This window comes from Sorangium sp. So ce385 (genome assembly GCF_051474135.1).
Lineage (GTDB): Bacteria > Myxococcota_A > Polyangia > Polyangiales > Polyangiaceae > Sorangium > Sorangium cellulosum_D.
The window spans coordinates 3,267,160-3,286,360 of record NZ_CP150337.1 but is presented as its reverse complement, the minus strand read 5'-3'; the positions used below and the strand labels follow the sequence as shown (position 1 = coordinate 3,286,360).

16 protein-coding genes are annotated in these 19,201 nt (G+C 72.0%); 11 read left to right on the top strand and 5 right to left on the bottom strand.

Going from position 1 to position 19,201, the window contains the following annotated elements; translation table 11 throughout:
• Nucleotides 1–62: 62 nt before the first annotated feature.
• Nucleotides 63–1,826 carry a L,D-transpeptidase gene (locus tag WME83_RS12280; RefSeq protein ID WP_437319465.1) on the top strand — a complete coding sequence of 588 codons (1,764 nt, stop codon included), beginning with the start codon at nucleotides 63–65 and terminating at the stop codon, nucleotides 1,824–1,826.
• Nucleotides 1,827–1,898: 72 nt separating this feature from the next.
• A complete protein-coding gene (locus WME83_RS12275; RefSeq protein ID WP_437319464.1) occupies nucleotides 1,899–3,083 on the top strand; it encodes an acyl-CoA dehydrogenase family protein in 1,185 nt (394 codons plus the stop codon).
• Nucleotides 3,084–3,199: 116 nt separating this feature from the next.
• Here WME83_RS12275 and WME83_RS12270 read toward each other — a convergent pair whose 3' ends face one another.
• On the bottom strand, nucleotides 3,200–4,102 hold the full coding sequence (locus tag WME83_RS12270) for a LysR substrate-binding domain-containing protein (RefSeq protein ID WP_437319463.1): 903 nt from the start codon (nucleotides 4,100–4,102) through the stop codon (nucleotides 3,200–3,202).
• Between the two features lie 110 nt (nucleotides 4,103–4,212).
• On the opposite strand from WME83_RS12270, the gene WME83_RS12265 reads away from it, so the two are divergent.
• Nucleotides 4,213–5,274 carry an NAD(P)H-dependent flavin oxidoreductase gene (locus WME83_RS12265; protein WP_437319462.1) on the top strand — a complete coding sequence of 354 codons (1,062 nt, stop codon included), beginning with the start codon at nucleotides 4,213–4,215 and terminating at the stop codon, nucleotides 5,272–5,274.
• 43 nt (nucleotides 5,275–5,317) lie between these two features.
• On the opposite strand, the gene WME83_RS12260 is transcribed toward WME83_RS12265, so the two are convergent.
• Both WME83_RS12260 and rplC read right to left on the bottom strand, forming a co-directional pair.
• Nucleotides 5,318–5,935 carry an SAM-dependent methyltransferase gene (locus WME83_RS12260; RefSeq protein WP_437319461.1) on the bottom strand — a complete coding sequence of 206 codons (618 nt, stop codon included), beginning with the start codon at nucleotides 5,933–5,935 and terminating at the stop codon, nucleotides 5,318–5,320.
• Nucleotides 5,936–6,020: 85 nt separating this feature from the next.
• Nucleotides 6,021–6,722 carry a 50S ribosomal protein L3 gene (rplC, locus tag WME83_RS12255; RefSeq protein WP_437319460.1) on the bottom strand — a complete coding sequence of 234 codons (702 nt, stop codon included), beginning with the start codon at nucleotides 6,720–6,722 and terminating at the stop codon, nucleotides 6,021–6,023.
• A gap of 447 nt (nucleotides 6,723–7,169) precedes the next feature.
• Between rplC and WME83_RS12250 the strand changes: the two genes are divergently transcribed.
• Nucleotides 7,170–7,709 carry a hypothetical protein gene (locus WME83_RS12250; RefSeq protein ID WP_437319459.1) on the top strand — a complete coding sequence of 180 codons (540 nt, stop codon included), beginning with the start codon at nucleotides 7,170–7,172 and terminating at the stop codon, nucleotides 7,707–7,709.
• Between the two features lie 43 nt (nucleotides 7,710–7,752).
• Here the strand turns inward: WME83_RS12250 and WME83_RS12245 are convergent, their stop codons facing one another.
• Nucleotides 7,753–8,151, bottom strand: a complete 399-nt coding sequence (locus tag WME83_RS12245) for a cupredoxin domain-containing protein (RefSeq protein ID WP_437319458.1) — start codon at nucleotides 8,149–8,151, stop codon at nucleotides 7,753–7,755.
• A 128-nt stretch (nucleotides 8,152–8,279) separates the two neighbouring features.
• Nucleotides 8,280–9,026, bottom strand: a complete 747-nt coding sequence (locus WME83_RS12240; RefSeq protein ID WP_437319457.1) for a Bax inhibitor-1/YccA family protein — start codon at nucleotides 9,024–9,026, stop codon at nucleotides 8,280–8,282.
• A gap of 512 nt (nucleotides 9,027–9,538) precedes the next feature.
• On the opposite strand from WME83_RS12240, the gene WME83_RS12235 reads away from it, so the two are divergent.
• The 7 genes from WME83_RS12235 to WME83_RS12205 all read left to right on the top strand — a co-directional run bounded on the left by WME83_RS12235 (nucleotide 9,539) and on the right by WME83_RS12205 (nucleotide 19,187).
• Nucleotides 9,539–10,660: a DUF4419 domain-containing protein gene (locus tag WME83_RS12235; RefSeq protein WP_437319456.1), complete on the top strand. Its 1,122-nt coding sequence runs from the start codon at nucleotides 9,539–9,541 to the stop codon at nucleotides 10,658–10,660.
• Nucleotides 10,661–10,837: 177 nt separating this feature from the next.
• Nucleotides 10,838–12,091: a hypothetical protein gene (locus WME83_RS12230; protein WP_437319455.1), complete on the top strand. Its 1,254-nt coding sequence runs from the start codon at nucleotides 10,838–10,840 to the stop codon at nucleotides 12,089–12,091.
• 47 nt (nucleotides 12,092–12,138) lie between these two features.
• On the top strand, nucleotides 12,139–13,233 hold the full coding sequence (locus WME83_RS12225; RefSeq protein WP_437319454.1) for a hypothetical protein: 1,095 nt from the start codon (nucleotides 12,139–12,141) through the stop codon (nucleotides 13,231–13,233).
• Between the two features lie 24 nt (nucleotides 13,234–13,257).
• Nucleotides 13,258–15,684: a DUF2169 domain-containing protein gene (locus tag WME83_RS12220; protein ID WP_437319453.1), complete on the top strand. Its 2,427-nt coding sequence runs from the start codon at nucleotides 13,258–13,260 to the stop codon at nucleotides 15,682–15,684.
• Entirely contained in the window at nucleotides 15,681–17,417 is a 1,737-nt protein-coding gene (locus WME83_RS12215) for a pentapeptide repeat-containing protein (protein ID WP_437319452.1), read from the top strand. Before WME83_RS12220 ends, WME83_RS12215 begins: the two co-directional genes overlap by 4 nt.
• A 10-nt stretch (nucleotides 17,418–17,427) precedes the next feature.
• Complete coding sequence (locus WME83_RS12210; protein ID WP_437319451.1) at nucleotides 17,428–18,102, top strand: DUF3540 domain-containing protein; 675 nt, start codon at nucleotides 17,428–17,430, stop codon at nucleotides 18,100–18,102.
• A gap of 11 nt (nucleotides 18,103–18,113) precedes the next feature.
• Entirely contained in the window at nucleotides 18,114–19,187 is a 1,074-nt protein-coding gene (locus tag WME83_RS12205) for a S41 family peptidase (protein ID WP_437319450.1), read from the top strand.
• The last annotated feature ends 14 nt before the right edge of the window (nucleotides 19,188–19,201 follow it).

The window sequence follows — 19,201 nt, the reverse complement described above, 5'->3', positions numbered from 1 at the left end:
CGCGCATTCGCGAGAATCCCTCGAACTTGGCCCTCCCCCGCGCCTCTTGATACGCGCGCTCCATGCGCGTGCGAGGCTTTCTCCTGCTGCCAGCGATGGCGCTCTCGACGCTCAGCGTGAGCTGCCCGCGCCCTGCCTCCGAGCCGACGGCGGCGTCCCCGGCGCCCGCGCCGGCGTCCGCCGTCACCGCGCCGCTCGCCGGGGCGGCGCCCCGGGTCGCTGCCCCGGAGCCCCCGGCCGCCGCGGAGGCCCCGGAGCCCCCGGCCGGCGCGGGCGTCACGGCGGCGCCGGGCGCTGACGCCGCGGCGCCGAGCGGCGACCCGCTCGCCTTGCCGGCGCTGCCGCCGGAGCTGGTCGACGACGGATCCGACAGGCTGCCCGAGCTGGATCCGCCCCCGGCCACCTCGCCGACGGCGGCCGAGGAGGTCCACGAGCTCGCGAGCATCGCCCGGGAGACCTGGATCTTCGCCGAGCCGCGCTGGACCAGCCGGCGCATCGGGTACCTGCGCGCCGGCGCCGTGGTCGCGCGCCGGCCGGAGCCGTCCGGCAGGGAGTCGTGCGGCGGAGGCTGGTACCGCATCGAGCCGAACGGCTATGTCTGCATCGGCGCCAGCGCGACGCTGAACATCCACGATCTCGCGGTCGAGGCCTCGTCGCGCCGCCCGGTCCGCCGGTTCGCTCTGCCCGCTTTGCCGGCCAGCGGCGAGTCCGCGCCCGCCGCGCCGGAGGCGCGCGACCCCGCGGCCCTCCTCGGCGGGCTGCCCTACACGTACGTGATGTCGCGCTCCCCCACCCCGCCGCTCTACGCGCGCCTGCCGAGCGAGGACGAGCAGCGCAGCGCCGAGCCCGACCTCGGCGCGCACCTGCTCCGCGCCGCGGCCGCCGCGCGCGCGCCGGACTTCGTCGCCCCGCCGCCCCCCGACGCGACCCCTTCGGTCCTGCTCTACGGCCGTCCTGCGCCCGGCCTCGCCGGCGACCGCCGCTCGCCCGACGCGCTCGTCCTCGGCCGCGCCCGCACGCGCTCCGGCTTCGCGCTGCTCTCGACCTTCGATCACGACGAGCGCCGCTTCGGCCTGACCACCGACCTCGCCGTCCTGCCGCTCGATCGCACCCGCGTCATCCGGCCGAGCGCCTTCTCCGGGCTCTCGCTCCCCGAGGGCGTCGCCCTGCCCGTCGCCTTCGCCCGGCGCCGCCACGCCGCGCGCCTCGTCCCGGGCGAGCGCGGCGGCCTCGCCCGCGCGCCGCTCCGCTTCCGCGAGGCGATCCCGCTGTCCGGCGCCTCCCGGCGCGTCGCCGGCGTCGACTACCTCGAGGCCCGGGACGGCTCGCTCGTCCGCGCCGACGACGTCGTGCGCGTCGACCCGCTCCCGAGGACGCCTGCGTGGGCGGTGCGCGGGCGCAAATGGATCGACGTCTCGATCAACCAGCAGAGCCTGGTCGCCTACGAGGGCGCTCGCCCTGTCTACGTGACCCTGGTCTCGACCGGAGCGGACGGCCTCGGCGACCCCGAGACGACGCGCTCGACGATCCAGGGGCTGTTCCGCATCCACACGAAGCACGTCACGGTCACAATGGATGGCGACGAGGAGGAAGAGGATCCGTTCGATTTCCGCGACGTGCCGTTCGTCCAGTACTTCACCGGGGGCTTCGCGTTCCACGCCGCCTACTGGCACGACGATTTCGGCACCGCGCGCAGCCACGGCTGCGTGAACCTCTCGCCGCTCGACGCCGCCTGGCTGTTCGAGTGGACGACCCCCGAGGTGCCGGCCGACTGGCACGGCGCGCTCTCGCTGCGGAAGGGCACGCTCGTCTCCATCCGCCCCTGATCCGGCGGCGCGCGCCGGCGCTCTGCCCTTCCGTCTTCCGCGCGGTCCGAAGGCACGCTACACGCTGGCCTCATGGCCACGCAGGAGCCCGTCTCGCTCGATCAGCTCATGGCGATCGATCCGCTGCTCTCCGACGAGGAGCGCATGGTCCGCGACTCCGTCCGCCGCTTCGTGCGCGAGCGGTACCTCCCGCGCGCCGCGGACCTGTTCGCGCGGGAGGAGTTCGCGACCGACCTGATCCCCGAGATCGCCGCGCTCGGCCTGCTCGGGGGCTCGCTGACCGGCTACGGCTGCGCCGGCATGAACTCGGTCGCTTACGGGCTCGCGCTGCAGGAGCTGGAGTACGGCGACAGCGGCCTGCGCAGCTTCGTCAGCGTCCAGGGCTCGCTGGCGATGTATCCGATCTGGAAGTACGGCTCCGAGGAGCAGAAGCAGCGCTGGCTGCCGAGGATGGCCTCGGCCGAGCTGATCGGCTGCTTCGGCCTGACGGAGCCCGACAGCGGCTCGGATCCGAGCTCGATGAAGACGCGCGCCCGGAAGGACGGGAGCTCGTATGTGCTCACCGGCACGAAGATGTGGATCACGAGCGCGCCGATCGCGGACGTCTGCGTGGTGTGGGCCAAGGTGGATGACGGAGGCCCCGAGTCGATCCGCGGCTTCGTGGTGGAGCGGGGGATGAAGGGGCTGGAGACGCCGCTCATCCACGGCAAGATGAGCCTGCGCGCGAGCCCGACCGGGGAGATCGTCTTGAACGAGGTGCGCGTCCCGGAGGAGAACGTGCTGCCGGGCGTGGTCGGCCTGCGGGGCCCGCTCGGCTGCCTGACGCAGGCGCGCTTCGGGATCGCGTGGGGCGCGCTCGGCGCCGCGCGCGCCTGCTACGAGACGGCCGTGTCCTACGCGCGCGAGCGCGTCCAGTTCGGCCAGCCGATCGCGTCGCGGCAGCTCATCCAGGCGGAGCTCGTGGAGATGGCGACGGAGATCGCGAAGGGGCAGATCATGGCGCTGCACTTCGCGCGGCTGAAGGACGCGGGCGGGATCAGCCCGGTGCAGGTGTCGCTGTGCAAGCGGAACAACGTGGGCTGGGCGCTCAAGATCGCGCGGACGGCGCGGAGCGTGCTCGGCGCGAACGGGATCCTGCTCGATTATCCGGTGGTCCGGCACATGCTCAACCTGGAGAGCGTGTACACGTACGAGGGCACCGACGAGGTGCACTGCCTGATCCTCGGGAACGCGATCACGGGGCACAACGCGTTCTGAGGGGCGTCCGGGCCCTCCGAGAAGATTGAACCGCCAAGGACGCCAAGAGGAGAAAAAGAGAAGGAGAGCCTGAAGAGTTTTTCTCGCATCTTCTTCTCTCCCTTTCGCCTTGGCGGCTACTCCATCTCTCTTTCAAGCTTCGCCGAGCGCCGCGCCGGCGCGTGGATCGCACGCGCGAGGGCGAGGAACGCGTCGAGCGCCGCGGACACGAGCGCGTCGCGCCGGCGGATGAACACGGTCGCCGTACGCCCCTTGTTCGCCGGGAGGGCGTGAATCGAGAGATCGGCGCCGAGCGCGCTGCGCGCGACCACCGCGCGCGGGAGCATCGTGATCCCGATGCCGGCCGCCACGCATCCGAGGATGCCGTCCAGCGTCCCGAACTCGAGCAGGCGCGTCGCCACGAGCCCCTTTCCCGCGAGGAGCGCCTCGAGCCGCTGGCGGTACGAGCACCCCGCCCGGAACACGACGATCCGCGCCCCCCCTTCGCGCGGCACCCACGTGGGCCACGCGGCGGGCGCCACGATGACGAGCTCCTCCTCGATCAGCCGCTCCTCGACGAGCTCCTCGTGGCGAACGGGGCCGACGACGAGCGCCCCCTCCAGCCGGCGCCCGAGCACGTCCGCGGTCAGGCTGGCCGTCGTGCCCGTGCGGAGCGCGATGTCGACCCGCGGATGCGCGCGGTGGTACGCGGAGAGGACGGGCGCGAGGCGCAGCGCCGCCGTCGTCTCCATCGCGCCGATCGCGAGCGTCCCCGCGGGCTCGTCGCCGCGCCGGACCCTCTCCTCCGCCTCGGTGAGCAGCCGCCCGATCTGCAGCGCATACGGCAGGAGCTGCTTCCCCGCGCTCGTCAGCATCACGCCGCGCCGGTGCCGCTCGAAGAGCCGGACGCCGAGCTCCTCCTCGAGGTGACGCACCCGCGCCGTCACGTTGGACTGCACGGTGCGCAGCTCGAGCGCAGCCTTGCCGATGCCGCCCGCGCGGGCGACCGCCTCGAAGACGCGTAGATCGGAGGAGTTCATGGGAGCACCTCGGGCATCACTTTGAACGATGGCTCGCATCAGATCAAATCACTGCACGCGATACATGGAAGACGCTATCCCTGGTTCAGGCAACTCACAGGAGGGTGTTCATGAGCAAACTTGCGAGCCTCCTCGGCATACGTCATCCGATCGTGCAGGCGCCGATGGCGGGCGGGATCACGACCCCCGAGCTCGCCGCCGAAGTGTCGCGCGCCGGCGCGCTCGGCTCCGTCGGCGCGGCGTACATGGCGCCGCAGGCGATCGAGGCGATCTGCGCCGATATCCGGGCGCGGACCTCCGCGCCCTTCGCGGTGAACCTGTTCGCGCCCCAGGCCCCGAAGCCGTCATCGCCCGAGGTTGCCGCCGAGACGGCGCCGGTGCTCGACGCGCTCCGCGCGGAGCTCGGGCTCCCGAGCGAGACGGCGCCGCCACAGGTCCAGGGGCGCTTCGAGGCGCAGCTCGACGCGGTGCTCCGGTGCCGCCCGGCGGTGTTCAGCTTCACCTTCGGCCTGCTCGCGCCGGAGCACCTGCGCGCGCTCCGCGCGGCGTCCATCGTCGTCATCGGGACGGCGACCACGGTCGATGAGGCCGTGCTGCTCGAGGAGGCGGGGGTCGACGCGATCTCGGCGCAGGGGGCGGAGGCGGGGGCGCATCGCGGCACCTTCCACGGCTCGTTCGAGGACGGCCTGGTCGGCACGATGGCGCTGGTGCCGCAGGTGGCGGCGCACGTCCGCGTCCCGGTGCTCGCCGCGGGCGGCATCATGGACGGGCGCGGCATCGCGGCGGCGCGCGCCCTCGGCGCCGCGGGGGCGCAGCTCGGCACCGCGTTCCTCGGCTGTCCCGAGGCGGGGATCTCGCCCGCCTACCGCGCCGCGCTCCGCTCGGACGCGGCGCTGCGCACGGTGGTCACGCGCGCCTTCACGGGGCGGCCGGGGCGCGCGATCCGGAACCGCTTCACCGAGGCGCTCGAGGGCCGGCAAACGCCGCCCTTCCCGGAGCAGCACCGGAGGACGCTCGACCTCCGCGCCGCGGCCGCCAAGCAGGGGCGCGCCGACCTGATGCTGCTGTGGGCGGGCCAGGGGGCGCCGCTCGTGCGTCCGATGCCCGCGCGGGAGCTCGTCGAGACCCTGGTGCGCGAGATGTGGGAGAGCTGGCCGGGCGCGGCCTGTTGACGTGTCGCCGCTCGCAGCGGCCGGGCAGGCCCGCTCTTCGCCCCTACCCCGCCTTCGCCGGCGCCTTCCTGCGCAGCCCCACCAGGAAGATCTCCACGCTGTTCGCCCGCGTCCCCTCGGGCCGGATGCTCCGGACCTCCTCGCACAGGTTCCGCAGCGCGTCGCGGGCCTTCACGAAATCCTCGCTCATGAAGATCTTCCCGACGAAAGCGCCGCCCGGCGCGAGCAGCGCCTCGGCCACGGCCACGGCGCGCATGAACAGCTCGTAGCTCCGCGCCTGGTCGGCGATCTTGCTGCCGCTCGTCGCGGGCGCCATGTCCGACAGCACCACGTCGTACGGCGCGAACTGCGCGAGCGCCTCGTTCGTCAGCGACAGCGCGTCGCCCTGCACCACCGTCGCCTGCGGGCCGAACGCCGCCGTGATCGGCGACAGATCCACCGCGAGCAGCTTCCCCGCCGCGCCGATCCGCTGCGCCGCGTACATCGACCACGAGCCGGGCGCCGCGCCCAGGTCGAGCACGCGCTGGCCAGGGCGGAGCAGCCGCACCCGGCGATCGATCTCCTCGAGCTTGAAGACGCTGCGCGCAGGGTAGCCCTGCGCCTTCGCCGCCTTCGTGAAGGCGTCCGGACGCTTGTACGGGTTCTTGGGCTTCTGCGGCACGGTGCGACCGGAGGGCGCCGCCGGCGGGGCGCGCGCGCTTCGTCAGCGGCGCGCGGTCTCCACCAGCGGCGCGTGGATCAGCCGATCAGCCGCCCTTCTTCTTGGTCGGCTGCTGCGCCGGCGTGGGCAGCCCCTTGCCGCCGCGCTTCTTCACGGCGCCACGGATCGTGACCACCTGGTTCTTCGGACCGGGGACCGGGCCCTCGATGAGGATGAGGTTGTCCTCGGGGAGGAGCTTCGCGATCTTCAGGTTGAGCGCGCTCACCGTCTCGTCGCCGTAGTGGCCGGGCATCTTCAGGCCGGGCAGCGTGCGGCCGGGGGTCATGTTCGTACCGATCGAGCCGCCGTGGCGGAAGTACTCGTGGGTACCGTGCGAGTTCACCGCGCCGGCGAAGCTCCACCGCCGGATGACGCCGCTGAAGCCGCGGCCGCGCGAGCGGCCCTGCGCGTCCACGCGCTGGCCGACCTCGAAGATCTCGTCGACCTTGAGCGCCTGCCCGAGCTCGAACTTCGCCGCGTGCTCGGGGGAGCAGCGCAGCTCGCGCACGACGCGCTTCGGCGTCTGCCCCGACTTCTTGAACGCGCCCGCGAGCGGCTTCGTCGTGTGCTTCTCCGCCCGCTCGCCGAGGCCGAGGATGAGCGCGCTGTAGCCGTCCTTCTCGAGCGTGCGCTTGCCGACGACGACGCAGCCCGCCTGCACGACCGTGCAGCGCAGGACCTCGCCCGTCTCGCTGAAGATCTGCGTCATGCCGATCTTCTTGCCGATGATGCCGGGATGCTGATTCATGATGCGGTTGCCTCTTCGCTCCGTCTGGGGTGGCTCGGACTGCCTCCGCGCGCGCGGCACGCCGCGGGCGCGATCCCCTCGGCACGCCTCGGTCACGAGCCGGTTCGGAGCGAAGAACCGGGGCGGTCGCCCGCCGGGTGCGTTGGGGGGCGCAGAGCTTACTCACGGCAAACCCAAAGGGAAGCGAAAGTTTCCGCTTCAGACGTGAGCCATCTCACTTTTCACGTTTTGAGCCGCCGCGAGCGCGGCAGCCGCCCGCAAGCGCGGGCGCGCCGTCCGTGAGGGTGCCGCCGCAGACGCCGCGCCGCTCGGTGACCGCGGAGCACGGCGAGCGCCGCCGCAGCCGAGGCTGCCCGGACATTGTCCGTCTCCTCTGACATTTCCTGACCCTCCACGGCGTCGCCGCTCCGAGGCGCAGGCCTCAAATTCCGACGTCGGAGGTCATGGATGACAGACATCATCGCTCACGGTGAGCCGCGCGGCGTCGAGCGCCTCATGCATCGCTACTGGTTCCTGCTGAGGCGCGAGGCTCCCGGCGCCGGCGAGGGCGGCGCGGGGGTGGCCGGCACGCAGGTGGTCCGTGACGGCGAGTTCGTCGTGGTGAGCATCGAGGCGACGGCGCTCGGGTGGCCCGAGGGGACGCTGCTCTTCAGGTTCAGGTCGGAGTCGGCGCCCTGCGCCGCGTGCGTCGAGCGCGCGGCCGCGTTCGCGCGCCACCGGACGAACGGCATGCTCGCCGCGAGCGACGTGCGCGAGATGCTCCGCTTCGCCGTGGCCCGCTGCGCCGCCGCGGGCGCCGACCTGGCGCACGCCGCCGCGCCGGCGGCGCGCGTCGACCTGGCGCACGCCGCCGCGCCGGCGGCATGCGACGCCGGCTCCCCCGCCGAGCCGGGCCGCGCCGAGGCGCCCGCCTCGGGGACGCGCCGCGCGGCGCGGGACGCCGGCGGCGCGAGGCGCTACGACGCCGAGCTCTGGCTCATCCTCTGACGGGTCCGCACGGCGCCGCGCCCCGGACGAGGGCGCGGCCGCGTCACGAGCCGACCACGTTGATGGTCGCCTTGACCATCGCCATCCAACACTGAAGCACCATCTTCCCCTCCTTCTCCGGGGTGATGGCCACCTCGACCGGCGTGTTGAGCGGCAGGTCCTTCTCGACCTTGAGATCGGGAATCGCGATCGCCTTCAGACACTCGCTCTTCGTGGTCCGCGTGAAGCGCAGCACCACCGGCTCTCCCTTCTTGAGCTCGATCGTCGACGGGGAGAAGCCGCTGTCGTTGACGGCGATGTCGACGCGCTTCACGCCCGCCGGCGCGGCGAGCTCGACGGCCGCCAGGGCCTTCGTCTCCTCGGCGGGCTTGCTGCAAGCGACGCCGGCGAGCAGCGACGACAGGAGGAGGGCGAGCGCGGCGGCGAAGAGCGGGCAACCCATGGTCCGCGCGTTCTTACCTGGCGCCCAGGGAACGTCAAGCCGCGCCCCCCGGGCGTCCGCCCCGGGCGCGCACGCGGCCGCGGAACGGCGGACGGCGGAATGCAGATCGCGCGCCGCCAGGGCGGCCGTCAGCCGTGGCGGCCCGAGAGGATCTGCAGAATGGACGTGAAGAGGTTGATGAAGTTGAGGTAGAGGTCGAGCGCGCCGCCCACGGGGTCCTGCTCGTCCGAGTGGAGCAGGCGCGACGTGTTGTAGAGGACGTATCCCCCGAACACGAGCACCGACACGCTGGCGATCGCGAGCCCGAGGAGCGTGCTCCCGAGCAGGGCGTTGAGCAGCATGGCGCCGAGGACGACCATGGCGCCCATCACGAGCCCGCTGGCCAGGAACGACAGGTCCTCCTTCGAGAGGAGGACACCGAGCGTGAGGCTGCCGAACGTGAGGACCGTCAGGATGAACGTGTCCCGCACCGGGGCCGACGACAGGGTGCCGCCGAGGCCCGCGGCCACCTGGGCCATGTAGAGCGCAGGCGCCGTGGTGACCCCGAGGATCGCCGCCATCCCGAAGAGCGCGAGGACGTTGACGCCGGGGATCCGGCGCACCGCGCGGGCGCCGAACATCACGCCGAACACGATGAGCATCGAGACGATCGGGTGGCTCGCGAAGAGCTCCACCAGCGGCGGCATCGGGCCCCCCGCGGCCGCATCCTCCGCGTCCGGCGCCCCGATGTAGAGCGCGCACATCGCGCCCAGGGACGACACGACGAGGCTCGCCGTGAAGAGCCCATAGACCTTCTTCAGAAAGTCGATCCGCAGCGCCGCCTTCGCGTTGGCCGGTGCCCCCGCCACGTACGAACCCGCCTGGCGTGAACTCATCTGCTGCGCTCCTCCTTCAAGCCGATCGACGCCGCTGCGCGAGCGTCTAGTCGTGCACCATTCGCCACGGACGTGCAACACCGCTGCGACGAGGCCCACCAACGTCCGGCATCCGCGCGCGATCTACGCCCACACAGCGCCTACACTGCGCCCACAAACATCCGTCATCCGCGAAAAATCACATGCCCACGGCATCGCCCGCGCGCAGTCGTCACGCGCCACGCGCCACGCGCCACGCGCCGGGGCGTCGGCGGCGCGCCGCCGGCCCGAGGCGGCCCATGCCCCCCACGCCCGACGCGCGCCCCGGCCGGTGCGCCTGTCGCGCCGCGAGCCGCAGTCGCGCCGCGAGCCTCCGTGACCGCCGCGTTTCATCCTGCGAAGGCGGCGGTTTCATGCCGCGAGGCCGGCGTGGGCCGCGCGAGCCGGCAGGTTGTCGCGCGCGGCACGCTCGTGTACGGAAGAAAAGCGCCGGATCACGACGGCGTCGCGCCGGGCCAGGAGGACGAGGGGTCATGAACGTTACGACGATCGCCGTCGCGGAGGTCGAGCCAGCGACGGCGCCCTTGCCGGGGTTCGACAGCGAGGCCGCCGTGCAAAGCCTGCTGGTCGCGCCGATCGAGGCGTCCTACCGGCACCGGCTGCCGCTCGTGGGGCGCACCGACCTGCACCCGCTCGTCCAGGCGGCCTATACCGCCTTCACCCAGCGTTATCCCCTCGTGATCTCGCCCGACGTGGTCTGGTTCTGCCTGGCGCGCGGCTTCACGCTCCACCTCGCCGCGAGCGACGAGCAGCGGCGCCGCTTCCTCGCGGAAGACCGCGATTTCGAGCTCGTCGTCGAGCGGCCGGACTTCACCCTCGGCCAGGTGAACCCGTGGCCCGCGTCGTTTCCGGATTTCTCCAGGCAGGTTTCAGCGCGGGTCGGGACGCTGCGGGATCTCGTGACAGCCAACTTTTCCACGACGGGTCCTGTCGAGCGGGTGTCGTCGGAGCTCACGGTGGCGACCCCGCTCGCGCCGCACTTCGACGGGGGGCCGCCGTTCCCGGGCGATCTCGTGTACCCGCAGCGCGGCATCCCGCGCGTGTACCTGCTCGGCACCTCCGACGACTGGCGCTGGGTGCGCCAGCGCGTGGCGATGCTCGGCGCCGTCGGACAGGAGCGCTGGACGCGCGCCCTCCTGCCCGTGCTCGACCAGATCGCCGCCTCGTCGGAGGGGCGCGCCGACAGGTCGTTCTGGCGCGCGTTCTTCCGCTACGAGAACCCGGCGGACGAGCTCACGGGGTGGATCCACGTGCTGTTTCCCTACCTGCGCGCCTGGCCCAACGACTACTTCGCCCCGAACCCCTATATCGAGAGCTGGCACGAGCGGTGGCTGAAGGCGGAGTCCCGCAGCGACGCGCTCGGGGGCCTCGGCAACCCGCAAGGGCCCGGGCTCTCCGAGATACCGCCCGGCCTGACGAGCGCCCAGCTGCGCTTCGTCGACGGGGGCCGCCGGCCGCACCCCATGGAGTTCATCAGCGGCCTGATCGGCGTCACGCAGGACCCGCACTCGCTCGCGCTCATCCCCGAGTTCGTGTGGGCCGTGGTGCACCAAGCAGCCGAGTCGGCCGCAGCGCGCCCGGCCGAGGCCTCCTGAAGCGGCGCGCCCGCGCATGCGCGCATGCCGCGCGCATGCCGACCGACCGTGCGGGGCTCGAGGCGGGAACGCGGCGGGCGGTTCTGCATGGACGGCCGGCTCACCGTGACCTAGGATAGGGAGCCCGCCACGGGGCGACGGCATGCGTCGTTCATCACGCTCGACACGGAGGCTCCAGTGCCCGGAGGCAAGTTCGCGCTACTCGAAGTCCCCGACCTGAACGGCGGGCAGCCGTCGTACCTGCGCCTCGGGGCCGCCGCGCCGCTCGGCGAGAGCGCGGGCGACGACCTCGCGGAGCGGATTCAGACCTTCACCGACGACACGCGCAAGCGCGACGGCTCGCCCGACTTCGTGCCCGAGGGCGAGCGCCAGGCCGAGACGGCGAAGCTGCACACGAAGGGCGGCTGGCGCGATCACTCGGACGGCAACCGGATCTCGACGACCGCTGGCGACAAGGTCGAGGTGATCGGGGGCAATTACCGCCTGCTCATCCTCGGCCGCGGCGAGCACCAGGCCGGCTGGGACATCTCCGGAGGACACCTCACCGAGGTCAGCGAGACCTTCGGCGGCGGCACCACCATCGAGTGGGTGCAGAACTACGGCGGCACGTGGAAGGTCGTCGAGACGACCGTCAAGGGCGAGGTGCGCACCACCTACCACGGCGACGTCTACGACTATTATTACGGCAAGATCAAGCAGAGCCAGACGGGCACCGACACGTTCCCCACGCTGCAGGTCACCGACGACTACATCGACGACACGAACCCGCCCTCCCCGCAGTCGATCCCCACGGAGAACCCGACGATCATCGATGAGACGTGGGCGAAGAGCATCTCGTCCTACACCGGCTCGGAGAAGCTGCCGGTCCCCACGATCACGAACGAGACCTGGGCGGAGGTGATGGTCTCGAAGACGAACGCCAAGTCGATGACCGACGAGACGACCGTCAAGGAAGCGTCGGTGTCCACGATGAAGGCCGAGTCGATCACGTCCTCCACCACGGTCGACGGGACCATGGAGGACACGACCACGGCGAAGACGATCCGGAACAAGACCACCGCGGACAAGATCATCTCGGAGACGCGCGCCGACACCAAGGACGAGATGTACGGAGACGCGGACTCGTACACGCAGGGCAACAGCAAGACCGTGGTCGACGGGATCGAGACGACGATCAACCTCGGCGTCGTGAACGAGGTCGTCCTCGGGGCGATGATCGAGACGACGCTCGGCGGCGAGGTGACGTTCACGGCCGGGGGCTCCCTCGACGTGACCGTCGGCGCCAAGGTGGAGCTCAGCATGACCGCGAGCGTCGACTTCTCGGTCGGCCCCAAGCTCGAGGTGGGGACGGCCGGCGTGGAGCTCCACGCCAGCAAGACCGAGATCGCGCTCACGCACAAGGTCCTCTCGGCGTTCAACCTCTTCTTCTGAGGGCGGCGAGCGCCCCGCTCGACGCGCCCACCGGATACGGAGCTCCCATGGCCGGCGATGGCAAATACGCGATCCTCCACGTCCCCGACTTCAGCGAGGGGATGTCGTCGTACCTGCGCATCGGCGCGACGCCCGAAGACCCTTACACGTGGCGGGACGAGACCGACGGCAACCGGATCACGACGACCCGGGGCGACAAGATCGAGATCATCGGGGGCACCTACTCGATGACGGTCCTCGGTCGAAGGGCGTTCAAGGCCAGCTCGGAGGTGGAGGACGGGCGCATCAAGCAGGGCGGCATCACCTTCCAGGGGCGGAGCGATATCGAGATCGTGAAGGGCCCCCGCGGCCAGCGGCGGATCCGCGAAACGACCGTCAAGGGCGAGGTGCACTCGACCTACCACGGCGACTCGTACGAGTACCATTACGGCGGCAAGCTGGTGAGCCGCACCGGCGACCCGAACACGCCGACGCCGATCGAGGACTACCCGTCGGTGATGACCGAGAACCCCACGATCGTCTCCAGGACGTGGGCGAAGAGCATCTCGTCCTATACCGGCTCGGCGAAGCTGCCGGTGCCTTCGATCCACGAGGAGACCTGGGCGGAGGCGATGGTGTCGAAGACCCACGTCACGACGATGACCGACGAGACGACCGTCGAGGGGCCGTCGAAAGACACCATGAAGGCCGGGTCGATCTCGTCCACCACCACGGTCGAAGAGACCATCTCGGACACCACCAAGGCCGGGACCATCAAGAACAAGACCACCGCCGACAAGATCATCTCGGAGACCCGCGCCGACACCGAGGATGAGATGTACGGAGACGCGGACTCGTACACGCAGGGCAACAGCAAGACCGTGGTCGACGGGATCGAGACCACGATCAACCTCGGCGTGGTGAACGAGGTCGTCCTCGGGGCGATGGTCGAGGCGACGCTCGGCGGGGAGGCGACCCTCTCGGTCGGGGCGACGGTCGACGCGACGGTCGGCCTGGAGGCGTCCGTCAGCGTGACCGCGACCCTCGAGGCCAGCATCGGCCCCTCGCTCTCGATGGGGCCCTCGCGCGAGAAGATCTCCCTGGACCGGAGCAAGGCCGCGCCCGTCCGCACGAACATCGCGGCGGTCCACCTCCTGGTGTGACGCAGGAGCGCGGCGAAACCACGGATGGCGAACAAGAACCTCACCCCGTTCCTCTTCGGCAGCAAGGTCACCTCGCGCCGGCCGCCCCAGCCGGAGATGACCCTGATCGTCCGAGCGAAGTTCACGCTGCGGCCCGGAGCGCCGCTCTCCCTGCCCGAAGGCCACCCGGCGCTCGCGCAGGAGACGCTGCGCGGCGACGTGTTCCGCGACGACGACCACGACATGACCGGCGAGTGCCTGTATCCGAGCGATCTCGCCGACTTCAAGCCGCACGCGGACGTCCTCTTGCTCGGCACCTGCCACACGCCGGGCAAGGCGCGCATGACCGAGTGTCCGGTGCGGTTCGGCGTCGGATCGTGGTCCAAGATCCTGCGCGTGGTCGGCGATCGGGTGTGGATGGATGGCCTGCTCGGGCCGGCCATGAGCGATCCGGTCCCCTTCGACCGGATGCCCCTCGGCGATCGGTACAGCTTCGGCGGGCCCGAACACCCGCTGAACCCGGTGGGCAAAGGCCACGGGACACGCGAGCTCCCCAACGTCGAGAACGCGGACGATCTCCTGCTGTCGCGCTCGGATCGGCCGGCGCCCGCGGGCTTCGGGCCCCTCTCGCCAAACCGGCCCGACCGGCGCGCCAGGGTCGGCAAGCAGTACGGCAAGTCGTACCGCGAGAAGCGGGCGCCGTACTACGCCGAGGACTTCGACTGGACGTACTTCAACGCCGCCCCGCCCGACCAGTGGCTCCCCTACCTGCGCGGGGACGAGGAGCTCCTGTTCCAGAACCTCCACCCGGACGCGGAGGTGTTCCGGTCGCAGCTCCCGGGGCTGCGGATCCGCGTCTTCGTGAAGGACGCGGAGCGCGGGTTCCGCGAGGTGCCGATGCACCTCGACACGCTGCTCGCCGACCTGGACAAGGAGGCCCTGTACCTCACCTGGCGGGGCCTCACCGAGGTGACCGACGACGACCTCTCGCGCACCACCACGCTCGTCGCCTCCGAGCCGCTCGACGGGCCGTCGCAGCCGCCGGAGCACTACCGGGAGATCCTCGAGCGGTTCGAGGCCGATCCGCTCGAGATCGAGCAGCAGATCGCGCCGGAGCTCAAGGAGGAGTGGAAGGCCCTGCAGGCGCTGGCGCGGAAGGGCGACGAGGCGGCGCCGGCGGACGCGTCCGGGCTCGACCCGCTGTCGGCGCTGCTCAAGGCGCGGCTCGGCGACGCCGCCAAGCCGCAGCAGGACAAGATCCGCCGGGCCATGGCGGGGCTCGCGGGCATCGCGGTGCCGGGGGGGAAGGCCCTCGGCGGCCTGATCGCCGAGGCGCTGCGCAACCTGCCGCGGTCGTCGCAGGCCCTCCCGCCGCCGAGCGCGGACGCGCGGCCCGCGGTGACCGACGCGCAGCTCCGGACCGCCTTCCGGCGGGTCGCGCGGGCGGTGGAGGAGGCGAAGTCGCTGGCGGCCGCGCGCGGGGCGCAGGTCCCGGCGCTCGCGGCGTGGGACAAGCTCGCGAGCGACCCGAAGCTCGCGGCGATGGGCCTGTCCGCCGCCCCGCCGCGGCCGCCGGGGCAGCCCGGGCCGGGGAGCGACCTCTCCGGCCAAGACCTGAGCGAGCAGGACCTGAGCGGCGTCGACCTGACCGGCGCGAACCTCAACAGCGCCATCCTCACGGGCGCGAACCTCCGGGGCGCGAAGCTCGCGCGCGCGACGCTGAGGCAGGCGGTGCTGTTCGACGCCGACGTGCGGGACGCCGACTTCACGGGCGCGGACCTGAGCCACGCGACGCTCCAGAGCGCGTGGGCAGAGCGCGCCGTCTTCCGCGGCGCCACGCTGGAGGCCACCTCGTTCGACAGCGCGCGGCTCATGGGCGCGGATCTCTCGGAGAGCCAGGGGGCGCAGATCGTCTTCTCGCGGTCGGACATGACCGGGGCCACCGCGCGGGGGGCGAAGTGGACGATGGCATTCCTGGAGGGCACCGCGCTCGAGCGCGCGGACTTCTCTCAGGCCTCGCTCCTGCGGTGTTTCGTGTCGAAGGTGAGCGCGGCCTCCGCCACGTTCGCGGGCGCGACCCTCCTCGGCACGAGCTTCTCCGGCTCCGATCTGCGAAAGGCCGTGTTCGCGGGCGCGCGCGGCGAGGGCAGCGTGTGGCTGGGCGCGACCGTCACCGGCGCCGACTTCAGCCTCGCCGTGCTGACGAGCGCCCACTTCACCGAGGCCGTGGCCGACGGGGCGAGCTTCTTCGGCGTCAACGCGCGCGGCGCCCGGTTCGACCGGGCGAACCTCACGCGGGCCGATTTCACGCGCGCCAACCTGTTCGACGCGGACCTGCACAAGTCGCTCGTCCCGGAGGCGAAGTTCGTCGATGCGAACCTCTATGATGCAAAATTCTACCAGACCTCCGGCTCCGGCTGTGATTTCCGGGGGGCGAACCTGAAGCGCTCGACGCTGGAGCGGGATCGATGACCCCGGACGAGCTGAAGGCGCAGGTCCAGGCGGGCGAGGCGCTCGAGGGCCGGGCGCTCGGGGACCTGGATCTGCGGGGCGCCGACCTCCGCAAGGCGCGGCTGCGCGGCGCGAAGCTCGGCCGGCTGCAGCTGGACGGCGCGGATCTGTCGGGCGCCGACCTCCGCGGGGCGCAGATCGCCTGGTGCGGGCTCCGCGGCGCGGACCTGTCGGGCGCCGATCTCGAGGGCGCCGCCGTGGCCCAGAGCGATCTCTCGGGCGCGAACCTCTCCGGCGCGAACCTCGCGGGGGCCCACCTGGTCCGCGGCCAGCTGGCCGGCGCCAACCTGAGCGGCGCGCGGATCCAGGGGGCCAACCTGGCCGAGTCGCGGCTCGCGGGGGCGGAGCTCTCGGGGGCGACCCTGTCGAACGCGCGGCTCGACCTCGCCGACCTGTCGGACGCCTCGCTCGACGGCGCGACGCTGGCGCACGCCTCGTTCGCGCGGGCGGACCTCTCGGGCGCCTCGCTGGTGCAGGCGCGGATCGAGGGCTCGTCGTTCGCCGAGGCGAGCCTCCGGCGGGCCGATCTCTCGGGCGCCGAGCTCGACACGGTGGTGTTCCTCAAGGCCGATCTCCGGGAGGCCGTGCTCCCGAAGAAGCTCACGAAGACGGTGTTCGACGGCGCGCGCCTCGGCCGGCTCGACCTCTCCGGCGCGGACCTCGCGGGCGCGGCGCTGGAGGGGATGGACTTCGCCGGGGTGAGCTTCGAGAACGCGAACCTCACGCTGTCGTCGCTCCAGGGCACGAACCTCCGCGGCGCGAGCTTCCGGGGCGCGACGCTCGACCAGACGACGCTCGCGAACTGCGACCTCACCGGCGCGGATTTCCGGGGCGCGACGCTGAAGTCGTGCATGCTGTACGGGGCGCGGCTGCCGGGCGCGGATCTCTCGGGCAAGGACCTCGAGATGGTCGTCTTCACCGAGGCCGACCTCTCCGGCGCGAACCTGTCCGGGTCGCGGCTCGTGCGCTGCGTCCTGGAGCGGGCGGACCTCTCGGGCGCGGACCTCACCCGCGCGCTCGTCTCGCAGACCACGCTGCGGCTCGCCCGCGTGGAGGGCATCCGCTTCGACAAGGCGATCTTCGATTGCGTGGACTTCTCCGGCGTGGACCTGACGCGCACGTCGCTCGCCGGACTGACCATCTCGCGGTGCTTCTTCGCGCTCGGCAACCTCTCGGGGATGGACCTGTCGGGGTGCGACCTGTCGAACTGCGATTTCACCGCGTGCAACCTGGAGCGCACCCGCCTGGAGGGCGCCATCCTGGCCAACGCGAACTTCAAGGACGCGAACCTGCGGCACGCCGTCCTGTCGGGCGCCACGGCGAAGGCCGCCTTCTTCGGCGAGGGCACCCTCGCCGGCGCCGTGTTGACGCAGGCGATGCTCCGCAACGCGATCTTCGTGAAGGCCGATCTCGCGGGGGCGAACCTCGCGGGGTCCGATCTCCGGGAGTCGCTGCTGACCGAGGCCCGCGCGCCCGGGGCGCTGTTCGTGGGCGTCAAGGCGCACTACGCGGATCTCTCGCACGCGGACGTCACCGGCGCCGACTTCACCGGCGCGGACCTGACGTGGGCGAACCTGCACCATATCCGCGACGAGAAGGCGCGTTATCTCGACGCGAACCTCGCCACGGCGAGGCGCACGGACGTGGACCGGCTTGAGGCCGAGGCCTGGATGCCGCCCGAGCGGCGCTCGTAGAGGAGGAGCCATGTCGATGGGAGCCATGAAGGAGAGCGATCGCGCGGCGGCCGTGCGGGTGGACGTGCCGGGGGGCGAGGAGCACGCCGCGCGCGACCGGGGCGCCGACGTGCCCAGGATCGGCCTGGCGCGGGCCGGCGCCGCGGCGGAGGGCGAGGCGGGCCCGGCCGCGGCGCTCCCGCGGGAGTACCTGGGCCCGGCGCGGGTCACCTCGGCGGAGGCGGGCGCGATCGCGGTGGAGCTGCCGGGCGGCCAGCCGGTCGCGGTCCAGATGGCGCTCGCGCTGCCCTACGAGCCCGCGCTGGACGACACGCTGCTCGTCATCGGGCGGGACGACGCCTATTACGCGATCGGCGTGCTCCACGGGCGGGGGCGGTCGGTCCTGTCGCTCCAGGGCGACGTGGCGGTGCACGCGCGGGAGGGCGCGCTCTCGCTGTGCGGCGACAAGGGCGTCGAGATCCGGGGGCCGGAGCTCGAGGTGCAGGCCGGCAAGATCCGGATGGTGGCCGACGCCGTGGTCCAGAAGTTCGCGTCGGTCTACCAGCGGGTGAGCGCGCTCCTGAGCGTCCAGGCCAGCGAGTCGCACACGGTGGTGGAGAAGACCTCGTTCACGAAGGCGAAGAACGCCACGATCCTGACCGAGGAGACGGTCACGGTGAACGGCAAGCAGATCCTCTTGGGCTAGGAGGCCGCGCGATGCTCCCTGCGAACAACAAGGCGGTCGGCCTGAGCGCCGGTTTTCCTGACGTATGCCTGTCGCCGGTGCTCGGTCTGTTCCCCTTCCCCAACTTCAGCCCGAACGGGATGAAGTTCCCGTTCTCGTTCAACGTGTGGATCTCGATGGCGGCCGCCCTGAACCAGGGGTCGTTCAGCCCCATCACGGCGGGCGATCAGGCGGGCACGCTGCACCCGACATTCATGGGGCAAGCGCGGTACACGCTCGGCTATTTCAAGATCCTCATCAACTACCTTCCTGGGACGATGCTGCTGTGCGTGAGGATCGGCAACAACTTCAACTGCATCCTCGGCATCCAGGTGTTGCCGAGCGCGGTGAACGTGTTCTTCGCCTACAACGCGGCGAGCGCAGGCGGCGCCCTGCCCGCCGGCGCCCCGCGCCCGGCGGACGTCGATGCGCTTGTCGCGTCGATCCACCCCTGCGGGGACGCGTCGCGCGTCGTCGATAGCGCCTGGATCGGGCCGGGGATCGGCTATCTGCGCATCCGCCGGCTCTCGCTGGACGTTCCGGCCCGGGTCCACGCGGCGATCGGCGCGCTCGAGGCGGAGGGGCTGGAGACGCTCGTGCTCGATCTGCGCGACAACCCCGGCGGGGAGCTCACGGCGTTCCGCGAGCTCGCGGGCGACTTCCTGGAGCCGGGGAGCGTCGTCGCGCGGGCGATCGACGCGGACGGCGACGAGGTCGTGTACCGGTCGCGCCACCGGGACCCGTGCCGCGCGCCGCTGTGGATCCTGGTGAATCGCGGCACGGCATCGGCGGCGGAGCTCTTCGCCGGCTGCCTGCAGTGGCACGGGCGGGCGATCGTCGCGGGGGAGCGGACGTACGGCAAGGGGACGGCGCTGAAGGTCGCGGTCGATCCGGCGGGGCGCGCGCCGGTGCTCGCGCCGGCGGCGATGATGGTCCTGCCGGGCGGGGAGGCGATCCACGCGGTCGGCGTCCGGCCGGACATCGAGCTGGGGAGCGAGGCGATTGCGCCGGACGGGGTGCCGCCGTCGATTGCCCAGCTCTTCGCCGGAGTCACCTCGAATCCGTGAGCCGTCCGAGGCTC

Bases quoted from the DNA above. Each gene is read 5' to 3' on its own strand.
- WME83_RS12275 (WP_437319464.1), top strand. From the start codon at position 1,899: ATGGCCACGCAGGAGCCCGTCTCGCTCGATCAGCTCATGGCGATCGAT.
- WME83_RS12250 (WP_437319459.1), top strand. From the start codon at position 7,170: ATGACAGACATCATCGCTCACGGTGAGCCGCGCGGCGTCGAGCGCCTC.
- WME83_RS12220 (WP_437319453.1), top strand. From the start codon at position 13,258: ATGGCGAACAAGAACCTCACCCCGTTCCTCTTCGGCAGCAAGGTCACC.
- WME83_RS12280 (WP_437319465.1), top strand. From the start codon at position 63: ATGCGCGTGCGAGGCTTTCTCCTGCTGCCAGCGATGGCGCTCTCGACG.
- WME83_RS12225 (WP_437319454.1), top strand. From the start codon at position 12,139: ATGGCCGGCGATGGCAAATACGCGATCCTCCACGTCCCCGACTTCAGC.
- WME83_RS12265 (WP_437319462.1), top strand. From the start codon at position 4,213: ATGAGCAAACTTGCGAGCCTCCTCGGCATACGTCATCCGATCGTGCAG.
- rplC (WP_437319460.1), bottom strand. From the start codon at position 6,722: ATGAATCAGCATCCCGGCATCATCGGCAAGAAGATCGGCATGACGCAG.
- WME83_RS12270 (WP_437319463.1), bottom strand. From the start codon at position 4,102: ATGAACTCCTCCGATCTACGCGTCTTCGAGGCGGTCGCCCGCGCGGGC.
- WME83_RS12245 (WP_437319458.1), bottom strand. From the start codon at position 8,151: ATGGGTTGCCCGCTCTTCGCCGCCGCGCTCGCCCTCCTCCTGTCGTCG.
- WME83_RS12235 (WP_437319456.1), top strand. From the start codon at position 9,539: ATGAACGTTACGACGATCGCCGTCGCGGAGGTCGAGCCAGCGACGGCG.
- WME83_RS12240 (WP_437319457.1), bottom strand. From the start codon at position 9,026: ATGAGTTCACGCCAGGCGGGTTCGTACGTGGCGGGGGCACCGGCCAAC.
- WME83_RS12205 (WP_437319450.1), top strand. From the start codon at position 18,114: ATGCTCCCTGCGAACAACAAGGCGGTCGGCCTGAGCGCCGGTTTTCCT.
- WME83_RS12215 (WP_437319452.1), top strand. From the start codon at position 15,681: ATGACCCCGGACGAGCTGAAGGCGCAGGTCCAGGCGGGCGAGGCGCTC.
- WME83_RS12210 (WP_437319451.1), top strand. From the start codon at position 17,428: ATGTCGATGGGAGCCATGAAGGAGAGCGATCGCGCGGCGGCCGTGCGG.